This is a genomic window from Chitinophaga sp. CF118, assembly GCF_900112615.1.
In the GTDB taxonomy this organism is placed as follows: Bacteria; Bacteroidota; Bacteroidia; order Chitinophagales; family Chitinophagaceae; genus Chitinophaga.
This window is the reverse complement of record NZ_FOMK01000009.1, coordinates 185,029-199,026: the sequence shown is the minus strand read 5'-3', so window position 1 is coordinate 199,026 and position 13,998 is coordinate 185,029. Positions and strand designations below refer to the sequence as shown.

At 41.9% G+C, this 13,998-nt stretch carries 14 protein-coding genes; 8 read left to right on the top strand and 6 right to left on the bottom strand.

Going from position 1 to position 13,998, the window contains the following annotated elements; genetic code table 11:
- Positions 1-4: 4 nt before the first annotated feature.
- Both BM176_RS26210 and BM176_RS26205 read right to left on the bottom strand, forming a co-directional pair.
- Positions 5-1,072, bottom strand: coding sequence for an anti-sigma factor (locus tag BM176_RS26210; RefSeq protein WP_090107366.1), 1,068 nt, complete (start codon positions 1,070-1,072; stop codon positions 5-7).
- 16 nt (positions 1,073-1,088) lie between these two features.
- Positions 1,089-1,574 (bottom strand): RNA polymerase sigma factor, encoded by a 486-nt coding sequence (locus tag BM176_RS26205; protein ID WP_090107365.1) that lies wholly within the window; start codon positions 1,572-1,574, stop codon positions 1,089-1,091.
- Positions 1,575-1,887: 313 nt separating this feature from the next.
- On the opposite strand from BM176_RS26205, the gene kbl reads away from it, so the two are divergent.
- From kbl to BM176_RS26170, 7 genes are all read left to right on the top strand, one after another.
- A complete protein-coding gene (gene kbl, locus BM176_RS26200; protein ID WP_090107364.1) occupies positions 1,888-3,075 on the top strand; it encodes a glycine C-acetyltransferase in 1,188 nt (395 codons plus the stop codon).
- 388 nt (positions 3,076-3,463) lie between these two features.
- Positions 3,464-4,258 carry a class D beta-lactamase gene (gene blaOXA, locus BM176_RS26195; RefSeq protein WP_090107363.1) on the top strand — a complete coding sequence of 265 codons (795 nt, stop codon included), beginning with the start codon at positions 3,464-3,466 and terminating at the stop codon, positions 4,256-4,258.
- 252 nt (positions 4,259-4,510) lie between these two features.
- A complete protein-coding gene (locus tag BM176_RS26190; protein WP_090107362.1) occupies positions 4,511-5,545 on the top strand; it encodes a VWA domain-containing protein in 1,035 nt (344 codons plus the stop codon).
- Positions 5,542-6,327, top strand: a complete 786-nt coding sequence (locus BM176_RS26185; RefSeq protein WP_090107361.1) for a tetratricopeptide repeat protein — start codon at positions 5,542-5,544, stop codon at positions 6,325-6,327. Before BM176_RS26190 ends, BM176_RS26185 begins: the two co-directional genes overlap by 4 nt.
- Positions 6,328-6,384: 57 nt before the next feature.
- Complete coding sequence (gene ispG, locus BM176_RS26180) at positions 6,385-8,337, top strand: (E)-4-hydroxy-3-methylbut-2-enyl-diphosphate synthase (protein ID WP_090107359.1); 1,953 nt, start codon at positions 6,385-6,387, stop codon at positions 8,335-8,337.
- A 452-nt stretch (positions 8,338-8,789) separates the two neighbouring features.
- Entirely contained in the window at positions 8,790-9,065 is a 276-nt protein-coding gene (locus tag BM176_RS26175; protein WP_090107351.1) for a hypothetical protein, read from the top strand.
- Positions 9,066-9,170: 105 nt separating this feature from the next.
- Entirely contained in the window at positions 9,171-10,079 is a 909-nt protein-coding gene (locus tag BM176_RS26170) for a LysR substrate-binding domain-containing protein (protein WP_090107345.1), read from the top strand.
- A 52-nt stretch (positions 10,080-10,131) separates the two neighbouring features.
- Here BM176_RS26170 and BM176_RS26165 read toward each other — a convergent pair whose 3' ends face one another.
- The 4 genes from BM176_RS26165 to BM176_RS26150 form a co-directional block, all read right to left on the bottom strand.
- A complete protein-coding gene (locus BM176_RS26165) occupies positions 10,132-10,626 on the bottom strand; it encodes a lipocalin family protein (protein ID WP_090107343.1) in 495 nt (164 codons plus the stop codon).
- 93 nt (positions 10,627-10,719) lie between these two features.
- On the bottom strand, positions 10,720-11,178 hold the full coding sequence (locus BM176_RS26160) for a hypothetical protein (RefSeq protein ID WP_090107341.1): 459 nt from the start codon (positions 11,176-11,178) through the stop codon (positions 10,720-10,722).
- Between the two features lie 206 nt (positions 11,179-11,384).
- The gene (locus BM176_RS26155) at positions 11,385-11,837 is read right to left on the bottom strand and encodes a hypothetical protein (protein WP_143097936.1); all 453 of its coding nucleotides are present in this window, start codon (positions 11,835-11,837) and stop codon (positions 11,385-11,387) included.
- Positions 11,838-12,338: an RNA polymerase sigma factor gene (locus BM176_RS26150; RefSeq protein ID WP_090107338.1), complete on the bottom strand. Its 501-nt coding sequence runs from the start codon at positions 12,336-12,338 to the stop codon at positions 11,838-11,840.
- Positions 12,339-12,526: 188 nt separating this feature from the next.
- On the opposite strand from BM176_RS26150, the gene BM176_RS26145 reads away from it, so the two are divergent.
- The gene (locus BM176_RS26145; RefSeq protein ID WP_090107336.1) at positions 12,527-13,918 is read left to right on the top strand and encodes a PD-(D/E)XK nuclease family protein; all 1,392 of its coding nucleotides are present in this window, start codon (positions 12,527-12,529) and stop codon (positions 13,916-13,918) included.
- The last annotated feature ends 80 nt before the right edge of the window (positions 13,919-13,998 follow it).

The following is a 13,998-nucleotide window of genomic DNA, read 5'->3' as shown; positions in this document are numbered from 1 at the left end:
ACTGTTACTTCTTTCTTTTTGAAAAGAACCTTGCCACATTAGCAACACCGTTCAATAACTTACTGTCTCCGTTCATAGACACAGATACTACCAGTTCTCCCTGTACAGGGGCTGCTACTACCTCAGCTACTTTATTGCTATTATTGGCAGTCGTTGTGGCATTCGCCAGTACCGGAGCTTTCTCTACCGGGTTGCTAATGACTGCTGCCGCAACCTGTTCCTGTTGTTCATTGATCTTATCATGCAGTTGTTGTACAACTTCTCCGGAAGTAGTTACCGGCTGTGCCAGCTTTGTCAATCCCGGATTACTGTTATCGGTGGCCTCCTTCTGAGTACTAATCACATTTGCAGCAGCTATCTGCTGATTTCCGGAGGGCAATTTTTTATTTGAGGATGGCTGTTTCTCTGTTTGTTGTGTATTAGCAGCCAGTTGTGGTTGCTGACGATCTGTTACCGCTGCAGTTACTGTTTCCTGCTGATGATCAGCCACAGGCGTATTTGCAGGCTGTGGAACAGTTGTACCGGATGCTTTTACAGCAGGCTGATTAACAGCTACCTGCAAAGATTTCTCAGATTGATTACCGGGTAATGCTGGTAATAATAAAATGGCAACTCCGGCAACGACTGCTGCGGCAGAACTCCACCACCAGATAGGATGCACTTTCCTGCGATTCTGCCTGTAAAGAGATGTTTTGTTCCCAAATTGAAGGGATAGATCAGGTTGTAACCTCGTCTTTTGTAATATGTTAAGCTCCTGCAATAAATGAGGCTGTTGCTGAATCAATTGTTCCAGTGCCTGCTTTTCAGGCCCATGCAGCTCATTATCTATATAGTTTAGTAAGTGACTTTCATAATTTATAGCAGACTGTTTATATAACAGTTCCCTGGCATCAAACCGTATCTCCGTATCTGGTGTAAGCCTGGCAGATTTCAGCAATGCCAGTTCTTCCCGGATATGCGGATACTGTTGCAGGAACAGCTCAAGAGCCGCCATTTCGTTTCCGCTCAGTTCACCATCTACGGCACTCAGCAGATACTCTTCATAGTTCGATATGTTGATTTTCAGATCCAAAACTGCTTATTCATTGTTAAATAACATTCTCCATTTTTACGAGATACTGCTTCAGTGCCAACCTTGCCCTGTGCAGGTAAACCTTCACCTGGGAGGGGTTCAGTTTCATGATTTCCCCTATTTCTTCATAGCTGTATCCTTCATAATCCTTTAATAAAATCAGCGCACGTTGTACTTCTGTTAATCTTTCCAACGCTCTTTCAAGCACCTTTTTCGCATCATGCGTCCGTTGTTCCGATATTCTTACTTCCTCTTTAAACTCATCAACCAGCGTTATCCGCTTTATTTTCCGGACATGATCTATCATATTATGGTACCCTACAGTAAACAGGTATGACTTTGCCTTCTCGAAAGGCACGTCCATACAATGTTTCCACAATATTTCAAACGCATTCTGTACTACATCTCTAGCATCTTCTGTGTGGTCTAGGTTTTTAACTATAAACCGGAAGAGATTATCCGCGTACAGATCCACGCATTTGTTGTACTCCTTTTCGGTCATCCGGGTTCTGCGTGATTTTAGTGCTAATGTCCGACAATTACTTTTTATAACGTAATATCTCTCCGTCTCTTATACTCCCCCCATCTACTACCTGTACAATATTCCTGTTTTTATGATCCGGTTGATAAATTTTCACCTTTCCGATCCTATTAACACAAAACCCAGGGTCCAGACATTACTATGACGCAGACCTACTGTCAAATGTTACACCCCGGTCAAACTTTTTACATGATTCCTATAAAAGCCTCTCCAGCTGCCCGAATCGTAATACATTTAATCATATAACTTTGAACAAGGTTACAAAATCTGTATTATGAACGAAAAATTCATTACCCGTCTGCAACAGGAACTGGAAGAGATCCGTACTGCGGGCCTTTTTAAGAAGGAAAGAATTATTACTTCCGAACAAGGAGCCGAAATTCAGGTTGGAGGAAACACCGTTATTAACTTTTGCGCTAATAACTATCTCGGTTTGTCCAGCAATCCTGATGTGGTAAAGGCAGCCAAAGATGCTATAGATACCCACGGCTATGGTATGAGCAGCGTTCGCTTCATCTGTGGTACCCAGGATATTCACAGGGAGCTGGAACAGAAACTGGCACAATTCCTTGGTACAGAAGATACTATCTTATATGCGGCAGCTTTTGATGCAAATGGCGGTGTATTTGAGCCCCTGTTCAGTGAGCAGGATGCCATTATCTCAGATGCCCTTAATCATGCCTCCATTATTGACGGGGTACGCTTGTGTAAAGCACAACGCCTTCGTTATGAGCACAATAATATGGCCGATCTGGAAACCAAACTCCAGGAATCTGCCTCCCTCCGCAGCCGGATTATCGTTACTGATGGTTCTTTCAGTATGGACGGAACTATTGCCCAGCTGGACAAGATATGTGATCTGGCAGATAAATACGATGCTATTGTGATGATAGATGAGAGCCATTCCTCCGGATTTTTGGGTAAAACCGGTCGCGGTACTCATGAATACCGCAACGTAATGGGCCGTATAGATATCATAACCGGTACCCTGGGTAAAGCTTTGGGTGGTGCCTCCGGTGGTTTCACCAGCGGACGTAAAGAGATTATAGATATGTTACGCCAGCGCAGCCGGCCTTACCTGTTCTCCAATTCCGTAGCTCCCAGTATTGTAGGAGCCTCTATAGCCGTACTGGATATGCTGAGCGCTGCCACCACCCTGCGGGACAAACTTGAATATAACACACAATATTTCCGCAATAAAATGACTGCCGCAGGTTTTGACATCAAACCCGGAGATCATCCTATTGTTCCTGTAATGCTTTATGATGCTCTACTTAGTCAGCAGTTTGCCGATAAACTACTACAGGAAGGTATTTACGTAATCGGGTTCTTCTACCCTGTGGTGGCCAAAGGACAGGCCAGGATCCGTGTTCAGCTGAGTGCTGCGCATGAACAAGCCCATCTTGACAAAGCCATTACTGCCTTTACAAAAGTAGGTAAAGAGCTGGGGGTGATTAAATAACCACATTTTATTAAAATAAATAAGGCGATTAAAAAGTTCCGATGGGCTTTTTAATCGCCTTATTTATTTTATACATTATACATAATGCATTATTGATCACTATTAAAAAAGCTCCTTCATATCTATACCATATCATAATCTATTGATATCCAACCCTCTCAGTAGTATAACCCCTATATAACCCCTATCTAACTCCTATTTATCGCTTATATAAGTCCCACCTATTAAGATAGGGCTTATATAGGCATTATATTCCCTTTAATTAGATTTTTTCGTACTCACTCAAGAGGGACACCACTCTTTAAACAGAGGAACTTCTATGATTGAAAAGAGGGATGGCCTTAACATTCAAAATGGCTACTTTTGCAGCATCAAAAAATGATCTTCAATGAAACAGCCCGGCTGGATACTACTCCTCGTAGCCATATTGGCAAATGCCTGTGCACCGAATAATGTTAAGAATGAACCGAATTGGGAAAAATATTTTGCCGAATACAAGGTAGAGGGATGCTTTATGCTCTTCGATAATGGTAAGGGTACTTTCCGTGTTTATAATATAGACAGGGCAAAAGAACGCTTCCTGCCTGCATCAACATTCAAGATCTTCAATTCTCTTGTAGGACTGGAAACCGGCGTGATCAAGGATACTTCTATGGTGATTCCCTGGGATGGCGTTGTGCGCTCCCGCGCAGAATGGAACCAGCCCCTCAGTATGCAGCACGCTTTCCATGTTTCTTCCGTTCCTTATTTCCAGGAAGTAGCCCGCCGCATTACAAAACCAGTAATGCAGAAATGGCTGGATTCCATTAAATACGGCAATATGAAGATCAGCAGGATTGATACTTTCTGGCTGGACAATTCCCTGCAAATCTCTCCAGATGAAGAATTGGGCTTTGTCAAAAAACTCTACTTTGACCAGTTACCTTTTCATAAACTCACTATGCAATGGGTAAGAGGTGTAATGCTGATGGAAAAAACACCTAAATATGAACTCAGTTATAAAACCGGCTGGGGAATAGTGGGGAAAAAACAAATTGGCTGGGTAACTGGCTGGATAGAGAAAAATGGCCTCCCCACCTTTTTCGTCCTGAACATAGAATCTGAAAATCCGGATATCGATATGCGAACTATACGTAAGAACATCCTGACGAATATTCTGAAAGATGGCGGATATATAGAATAAAGCAAATAATATAGCCTGGCCCATAGTTGCACAAGTCTTTTTCTTGTTCTGCTATGGGCTATTCTTTTGATCCTAAGTACCTTAATCTGTTAATTGATCCCCAATTCAGGTAAAAGAACCAATTTTATCTGCCAACTACGTTAAAAAACTCCTAAATCCCACCCTTTACATAGCGTAAAATGTACTAAAAAATTTATATTTGATCTTTGTGTCCATTACCATAGCTTTAGACACATTTGAAACCTGAATTGCATGATGTTACGTTTTCAGCATAGCGAATATTTATGGGCACTGGCATTGTTGCTGGTATTACAACTTGCATTTATCAGTATTTCCTGGTGGAAACGCCGCTCCGTTCGCAAACTGGGAGACCCTATACTGGTAGAAAAACTCTTTACAGGATATTCACGCAAGCGTTTTACGCTTCGCTTCCTGCTCGTTTTCATTGCTTTCTTCTTTGGTGTACTGGGATTGGCCAATATGCAAAAGGGAAGCCGTATGGAAAAGATCACCCGCAAGGGCGTGGATGTAGTGATTGCCCTGGACGTGAGTAAAAGTATGCTGGCCGCGGATGTTAAACCAGACCGCCTTACCAGGGCTAAACAACTCATTTCCAAACTAGTGGACAAATTGGATAATGATCGTGTTGGTCTCGTTGTGTTTGCGGGCAATGCCTATCTGCAGATGCCACTGACAATCGATTATTCTGCCGCCAAAATGTACCTGACCACTGTAGGCCCCGAAATGATCCCTACACAGGGTACAGCAATCGGTCAGGCCATCCAGATCAGTGATGAGGCCTTTAATAAGAAGGAACGTAAACATAAATCACTCATTATCATCTCTGATGGGGAAGATCATGACGAAGCTGCTATCTCAAAGGCAAATGCTGCTTTTGATAATGGGGTAGTAATCAATACTATTGGTATTGGTTCTCCTACCGGTTCTCCGTTACCTGATCCGGAAACAGGCACCTTCAAAAAGGATAAGGAGGGAAATACCATTATCTCCAAACTGAATGAAGAGGAACTGAAATCTATTGCCTCAGCAGGCAGAGGGATCTACGAACACCTGGATAACAATACAGAAGAAGTAGTGAATTCACTGATCCGTAAAATAGATAGTATGGAACAGAAAGAATTCGGTGAAAATATCTTTACAGACTATAACAGCTACTACCAGTATTTCCTGGCAATAAGCGTACTCTTACTGGTAGCAGAATTCTTTATTCCTGAAATCAGACGCAGAACCCGTGTAAATGTTGTTACCGCTACAGAAAAACCATGAGAAAACTACACTTAACATATAAGACCTTACTAGCAGGCACTTTAATATGCCTCAGCAGCAGTGCTTTTGCGCAAACCGGTAATAAATTTATCCGGAAAGGGAACGAACTGTACAAACAGAAACAATATACCGACGCAGAAGCCAACTACAAAAAAGCACTGGAAGTAAACCAGAAATCGGTTGAAGGACAGTACAACCTGGGCAATTCCCTGTACGAACAAAAACGCTACGACGATGCCCGTACCCAGTACGCTAACAGCTTTAAACTGTCGCCTAATAAAACTGAAAAGGCAGATGCCAGTTATAATATAGGCAACACCTTCATGGAAGGAAAGAAGTGGGAAGAGAGCATCAAAGCCTATAAAGAGGCGCTGAAAATGAACCCTTCTGACGAGCAGGCCCGCTATAACCTGGCTTATGCACAGGCTATGCTGAAAAAACAGCAAGGCGGTGGTGGTGATAATAAGGACAACAAAGACAAGAACAAGGACCAGAAGGATAAGGATAAGAAAGAAAACAAGGATAACAAAGACCAGAACAAACAGGACCAGAACAAAAATAAAGATCAGAACAAGGATAAGCAGGACCAGGATAAGAACAAAGATCAGAATAAAGAAAAAAATAAAGACCAGCAGGACGAGAAACCAGAGCCTCAGCAAAGCAAATTAAACAAACAGGAAGCTGAACGTTTATTGCAGGCGCTTGGCCAGGAAGAAAATAAACTGCAGGATAAAATGAAAAAGGCCAAAGGCCAGGCTGTACAGGTAGAGAAAGATTGGTAATTCCGCTTTCGAGATTCAATTCGTTACCTTTGCTCCATATAATTTTCGAACATTTTTATGCAGCTATATTGTAATTCATTGACGGAGTATAAACGGTTGGCCACTTTAGAAGTAAAGGTAGGTGATCTGCTCATAGGCAATTTTAATCCTGTACGTATACAAACCATGACCACTACGGATACCATGAACACTCAGGGTACCGTGGAACAAGCTATCCGCTGTATTGAGGCGGGAGCTGAGCTGGTTCGTATTACCGCTCCAAGTAAAAAAGAGGCAGAAAACCTGCTCCCCATCCGTAACGAACTGCGCAAAAGAGGTTATACCACTCCCCTCGTGGCAGATATCCATTTTACTCCTAATGCAGCTGAAATAGCCGCCCGCATTGTGGAGAAAGTAAGGATCAACCCGGGCAATTACGTTGATAAAAAGAAATTCGAAACACTCACTTATACAGATAGTGAATACCTGGAAGAAATTGAAAGGATTCATAAACAATTCACTCCACTGGTAAAAATATGCCAGCAGTATGGTACTGCTATGCGTATTGGTACAAATCATGGTTCTCTGAGTGATCGTATTATGAGCCGCTATGGCGATACTCCGATGGGGATGGTGGAAAGCGCAATGGAATTTCTGCGTATAGCAGAAGCGCTCAACTACCGTAACATTATCCTGAGTATGAAGTCCAGCAATCCACAGGTGATGGTACAGGCTTATCGCCTGCTTATTCATACCATGCAGGAAGAACTGGGTCATGCCTATCCGCTGCACCTTGGTGTTACAGAAGCTGGTGATGGCGAAGATGGACGTATCAAATCGGCCGTAGGTATAGGCACTCTGCTGGAAGATGGTATTGGAGATACTATTCGTGTATCCCTTACCGAAGATCCGGAGTTTGAACTGCCTGTATGCAGGGATCTTGTAAAAAGATATACTACCCGTGAAGAGCATATGCCCATCCCTCCGGTAGAAGAAGTGCCTTACTCACCCTTTGCTTATAAACGCCGCGAAACACTTGCGGTAAACAATATTGGTGGCAAACAGGTGCCTGTGGTAGTGGCCGATCTCAGCGACCAGGAGAACATTACACCTGATCATCTGAAGGCAATTGGTTACACTTATAATGCAGCTACCGACAAATGGAACATCGCCGACGCTGCCGCTGATTACCTTTTTACATACGAACTCTTAACCTTCGCATTGCCCGGTACTCTAAAGGTTATTGTGCCTTTTACTATCTGGCAAACATCTGAGGATAAGGAGAAATACATGCCTATCCTTTCTCCTGTAGAATATGTAAGGGAAAAGGACAAATCAGCCATTCTCAATTTCATTGACTTTAATACTGCCGTTGCATTACCGGAAGAGATCCTGTCACAACTGAAAACGGATACTACAGCAGTCCTCTGCCTGAACTCCTTCAATGCGCATGCCATGCCGGAAATCCGTCGTGCTTTCATTACATTGCAGGACAACAATATACAAACTCCCTGTATCCTGAAATGTTTTGCATCAGATGAAACGGCAGGCGAACAACTGATTCATGCAGCTACCGAAACCGGCGCTTTATTGCTGGATGGTTTTGGAGATGGTCTCTGGCTGGTAAATACAGCAAACGGAACGGAAAACACTGATTACAACTTACTCAATAATATCGCTTTCGGAATTTTACAGGCTACCCGTACCCGCATTTCTAAAACAGAATATATTTCCTGCCCTTCCTGCGGCCGCACCTTGTTCGACTTACAGGAAACTACTGCAAAGATCCGGGCTGTCACCAATCACCTGAAAGGCGTTAAGATCGCCATTATGGGATGTATTGTGAATGGCCCCGGTGAAATGGCGGATGCCGATTTCGGTTACGTTGGCAGTGGTGTGGGAAAAATCACATTGTATAGGGGAAAAGAAGTGGTGAAACGTGGACTAAGCAGTGACGTAGCTGTAAATGAGCTGATTGATCTGATCAAAGAAAATGGTATGTGGGTAGAAACTCTAAGTACAGCAGAATAAACTCACTCTTTAAAATAAATGAAGGGCCTTAGGGCCTAAATAAGAAGAGCCTGTACTTGGAATACAGGCTCTTTTTCTATGTGATTATTATATGTAAGTGAGGAGAGATAACTTTTGATAAAGGAAAAAAAGAAGGCTGTTCTTTTAACAGCCTTCCGCAGCAGATGTGCCATTTGAGGTTAACGGACGACTAATGATTCAATAAAGGGGTTATATATTTTCAGACATTCGAATTGAAAAGTTTAAAACCAAAAACACATTCAGAAATGTCATTCTCTAATTGTGCGACACAAAGATACATCCAGATATGAGTTCCTGTCAAGCGTATAAATACGTAATTATATTGCGGGATCCACTGTAAACCAATCCATTGTAACTCTACTATAAATACTGCGTATTAGTAACAATTATCTTCAAAAAAATCATTAATTTTTCAGCAAAATCAATTGATTATGAAAAAGTTCCTTACGGGAATCCTCGCATTGTTGATATTCGCCTCTGCATCTATGGCGCAAGCACCTGCCACTGCAAAACCAACTAAGAAGGAGAAAGCCAAGACTGAGCAGAAAGCCGAAGCAACTCCGGCTGCCACAGCAAAACCATTGAAAAAAGATGGTACGCCCGACAAACGTTTCAAAGAAAACAAACCAACTGAAGGTCCAAAGAAAAAAGACGGTACGCCTGATAAACGCTACAAAGCGAATAAGGACGCGGCACCTAAACAATAATTTTCTTTCGTGAAGAGAATGCTGAAAGCATTAATGAGGGTGCATCATATCTTTGAGGCACCCTCATTCAATTTTCCCATCTTCATTATTTCGTACATTTAACGCATGTTGGATTTCAGGCTAAAAGTTTTCTATACGGTTGCCAGGCGACTCAGCTTCACCAAAGCTGCAGAAGAATTATTTATCTCCCAGCCTGCTGTTACCAAACATATTCATGAACTGGAGCAACAGCTGGGTATGGCTTTGTTTGAAAGGATCGGTAACCGGATCAAAATTACACGTGCCGGGCAAATCCTTCTCAAACATGCAGATGATATCTTTACCAGCTACCGCAACCTGGAATATGAGATCAATCAATTAAAACATGCCCAGGGAGGCCTGCTTCCTCTAGGTGCCAGTACAACCATTGCACAGTACTTTATACCGCCGGTATTGGCACAGTTTAACCTGCGTTATACAGATATAACTGCCTCACTGATGAGCGGAAATACGGAACAGATAGAACAGGCACTGTTTGATAAAACGATCCAGTTAGGCCTGATAGAAGGGCGCTCTAAAAATCCTGTTTTAAAGTATGTAGAGTTTGCCAAAGACGAGATCGCACTGATCGGTAATGTAAATTATACATACGGAGATAATATGCCGTTAACTGCCGCAACATTAAAAACTATTCCCCTGCTGATGCGGGAACAGGGCTCAGGTACACTGGAAGTGATCACAGATGAATTGAAACGGCTTAAACTTAAATTAACAGACTTGCACATAGCCATGTATATGGGCAGTACTGAAAGTATTAAATCGTATCTGCATCATGCACCCTGTGCTGCTTTTTTATCTTTGCAGGCAGTAAAAAGGGAACTTGAAGCGGGTGAGTTTAAAATCTTGCCAGTGAAGAATTTCCGGTTGGTGCGCAAGTTTCATTTTATCCATCTCCAGGGTCAGCAGGATAAATTAGCTCAGCTCTTTATGCGTTTTGCCCGGCAAAATGCAGGCACTATAACGCAAAACGCTTAATGTCGCATGCATTTGCATGAAACATTAAGCGCTTAACATTTTGCTTATTTTATTAGCTACGTTGTAATGTATAGATAAGGTAGCCGTTCTTGCCTTCATAATATACAGCTGCTCTCCACTCCATAGTCGTATTGCTCAGTGAGCTGATTTCTACTCTGTAACCATCTGTTACATTTTTTGCTTTCAGACCTGTACCTACTTTCTTGAACTGGAACTGATCTATCCCGTTCTGTTTGTATAATGACCATACAATAGGCTGTGTGGCAGTACTGCAACCATCATCAGTAGAAGATAAAGTATAAGAGCCATTGGCGTTGGAAGGTAATACCCACTGGCTTCCTTTAAAACAACTGAAAGATGCCTGATCAAAAACAGTCACTTTAGAATGTGCGGGAATGCCTTCAAACCGGATATCGGTAACAATCCAGTTTCCTTTCACGGCTCCTTTAGTAATACTTTGTGTAGTGCTGGCTCCGGATTGAGTTTTGCAGGATATAGTAAAAATTGTTGCCACCAGGCATAATGCAGCAAGTGTAAGATGTTTCATGTACAAATAATTTAACGTTAAGATGTCAGTAACACAACCGTTTACCGGCGCAAGATGAGGAAAGACAAGAAATGTACCAAAATAGACTTTCAATTATTTACTCATTGGCGGCATTACAGGTTGAGAGAGAGGATGTAAATGCAGTAAGCGCTGCTCCAGCCGGGAATATTTCTGATAAAAATAAACATTACTGGCCATCAGGGCCACCACTAATATACACAGCATGATGAAAACACAACGCCACCAGATACTGGTAGTCTTTCCATCGTTCTGAGGTTGTAAAACATATGTGAAACCGTTAGGGGCAGGTTTTCTGCTGGTAATATCCTCCCATTGAATTCTTTCTGCTATCCTGTTCCACACCTGTGCAGGAGGAGCCATGCCGCCCTCTTCTCCTATTTTTTGCAGTTTATATTCAACAGTAGCTATCTCCCCATTCAATTGGGGATAAATATTCCGCATACGTTCAAACATCACTACCTCATCGCGGGTAGCAAGGCCAAGCAAATAGCTTTCTATAATGCCACTTTCTATGTAATCGTCAAGGTCCAAGATAGTATTCGTAATAAATGGTTATGATTTTGAGTATCAAGGTCAACACTTCCTTAGTAGTAATCCGACTTTCAAATGTCAAATTAACTTAATTCATTTCCAAATAAAACCAAACATTATTATAACAGGCTTTTTATCAGCTTGATAATGAATAGATTATTGTTACAACAAATAAATATTAGTAGCTGTTTTCCGGCATTCTGAGGTTATTTTACCGGAATATGCTGTTCTACATGGGGCGTTTTCTTCTCTTTTGACTGCTGATATTTAAGGTAGAAGTAAATAGCAGCAAACAGGCACACTTTAGAGACTATGAATGTCATGATAAAGAAGAGTTTCCACCATTTGTGTACGGTAATATAGTCCCGGTTTTTTGATTCTATATTTATAAAAGTCAGGCTGGGGTTACCTTTTTCAGTGTTTCTATCTTGCTGCTCCCAGTCAATACGCTGAAATATTCTGTCTTTCAGTCTTACAGGAAGCATTACACCTTCTGTTAAAGCCACCATTTCTAACCTGCGCTCAACCATCCGTATTTCGGTGTTCAACTCCGGATACAGCTTTCTCATATGCTGCAATTCTTCTATTTCGCTCATGGTAGCGAGTCCGAGAGCATAACTTTCTATAATACCGCTTTCTATGTAATGATGAAGTTTCAATTAACTATTTAAGAATTTTCTGAATGCAATCATCACTTCCTTTAACTGACAAACTACCTCATCCGTATGCAATCCAAGCATACGGGCTACAGCTTCTTTTGATAATCCTTTGTAATAGCAAAGACGGAATATGGTTTGCATTCCTTCAGGCAAACCCATTGTAAAACGAAGTAATAAACTACGGTTCTTTAACATCAATCCATTTTCTCCCGGCACCTCTGCTCCTGTGTACTTCAGGGCCATTTGCCGTGATAGTCGCATCATCCAGCCAAACAGGGTAATATCACCAGATTCCCTGTATGCGATGCAATCGCTGAAAATATATACGAAAAGCTGGATAAGAACGTTTTCTGCTTTTTCATTATCAGCAGTAACCTGGAGGATAATATTAAATAAGGCAGGACCGTAATGATCATATATAAATTCCCTGGCGCCGGGATCGCCGGCTATCAGGCGCTCAGTTAGTATATCATCGTCGATATGAACAGCTGTGTCCTGCAAATGTTATAGGTTTAACCTGAACTAAGATAGATATTAAATCATGAATGGTCAACTCTTTTGCCAGCCGGCAAAGGGCGGATTATCTGAACATCAGTGCTGACATTTAACAAGGTACTAATACTGTAAACGATATATTTTCCCATAACTTTATATTTCGTCTGCCAAGGCTTATATCTTCAAATATAATCATGTCCCATAATTCTTTAAGTGAAGCTCATATCAAATTACTAAAACAGCCGCTTGTACGTAAAATACTGACTATCATGCGGTACCTGGCAGCAGAACTGGATACATCCCATAGTGGAGATGAACTCCTTTTCTATATTCTGCATTACGATTTTTACAATATCCCCACTGCAGAAGTGATTAAAGTAAGCCGTCGGGTAGCGGAAAAAGGTTACAGAGATAAAGTATCTCTCCGGCAGTATCTCCGGGAATGGCATCATTCCCAGGCACTTACACTGTTTACCCCGGCAGCGGAACAAGCTATGATGGAACTGAGCCCATTACTGGAATACTGGATTAAAGAAGCAGCCCATCTGCCACTGCCACAACTGTTCAGCCTCATTATAAATGAGGAACGTATACTTAAATTGCCGGAAAAAGAATTGCTTTCTGAGCTTACTGCTTTAATCAATGAAAACTCAGATCTTACCCTTGCTTCCTTTATTGACAAAGTAGATCTGGTCGACCGCTACGAACTACCTGATGCAGTGAAATTGCTGGCACCTGAAATTGCCGCTATGGACCCGCTGTTCATAGACAAACTGGTGTCCGGCTTTGTGATGAATGTAACGGCACTCAATAACTATCTCGATTGCCCGCTGGGATTTTTCTACAAAAGCCTGATACGTGTACCTGCCGGGCGCTCTGAAAGTATGGAGTTTGGTTCCGCAATACATTATGCTGTAGAAAAGCTGTTTCAGAAAATGCAGGACAACGCACTTAATGAGTTTCCATCAATAGAGGAATTTATAGCAGACTTTATTGAGAGCATGACCCGTAACAGGGAATACTTTACCCGGGAAGCTTTTGAATACAGAATAGCGCATGGCAGGAATATCCTTACCAATTATTACAACACATACATTCATACATGGAACAAGGTTGTGAGCGTGGAACGCAATATCCGTAATGTTTCAGTAAGCGGAGTTCCCCTGAAAGGGAAGTTGGATAAGCTTGAATTTGACGGGAACAAAGTGAACCTGGTGGATTACAAAAGTGGTAGTTATGAAAAGGCAGTTAAAAAATATCACAAACTTGACCCACCCGGGGAGTATAATCCCCAAGGGGGCGATTATTGGAGACAGGCAGTATTTTACAAGATTTTGCTGGATAATTACCAGCAAAAGAACTGGCAGGTAGTTAGCACGGAATTCGACTTTATTGAACCTGACGCTGAGAATGTATATCATAAAGAAAAGGTGATTATTACAGCCGCCGATGTTACTACTGTTACCCAGCAGATTATAACTACCTGGGATAAGATCCGGCAAAAAGACTTTTATACAGGATGTGGGAAGGAGAACTGTCGCTGGTGCAACTTTGTGAAAGAGAATGATTTGCATGTAAATAAATAAGTGTTTGGCCTTGTGAGCTTCGCTCATACATTTGAAAAGATGTGAGAGGCTTTTAGGGACAGTATTTATAGGGATGAGTT

Coding starts and splice junctions, on each gene's coding strand:
- BM176_RS26205 (WP_090107365.1), bottom strand. CDS start 1,574: ATGACCGAAAAGGAGTACAACAAATGCGTGGATCTGTACGCGGATAAT.
- kbl (WP_090107364.1), top strand. CDS start 1,888: ATGAACGAAAAATTCATTACCCGTCTGCAACAGGAACTGGAAGAGATC.
- blaOXA (WP_090107363.1), top strand. CDS start 3,464: ATGAAACAGCCCGGCTGGATACTACTCCTCGTAGCCATATTGGCAAAT.
- BM176_RS26190 (WP_090107362.1), top strand. CDS start 4,511: ATGATGTTACGTTTTCAGCATAGCGAATATTTATGGGCACTGGCATTG.
- BM176_RS26185 (WP_090107361.1), top strand. CDS start 5,542: ATGAGAAAACTACACTTAACATATAAGACCTTACTAGCAGGCACTTTA.
- ispG (WP_090107359.1), top strand. CDS start 6,385: ATGCAGCTATATTGTAATTCATTGACGGAGTATAAACGGTTGGCCACT.
- BM176_RS26175 (WP_090107351.1), top strand. CDS start 8,790: ATGAAAAAGTTCCTTACGGGAATCCTCGCATTGTTGATATTCGCCTCT.
- BM176_RS26170 (WP_090107345.1), top strand. CDS start 9,171: ATGTTGGATTTCAGGCTAAAAGTTTTCTATACGGTTGCCAGGCGACTC.
- BM176_RS26165 (WP_090107343.1), bottom strand. CDS start 10,626: ATGAAACATCTTACACTTGCTGCATTATGCCTGGTGGCAACAATTTTT.
- BM176_RS26145 (WP_090107336.1), top strand. CDS start 12,527: ATGTCCCATAATTCTTTAAGTGAAGCTCATATCAAATTACTAAAACAG.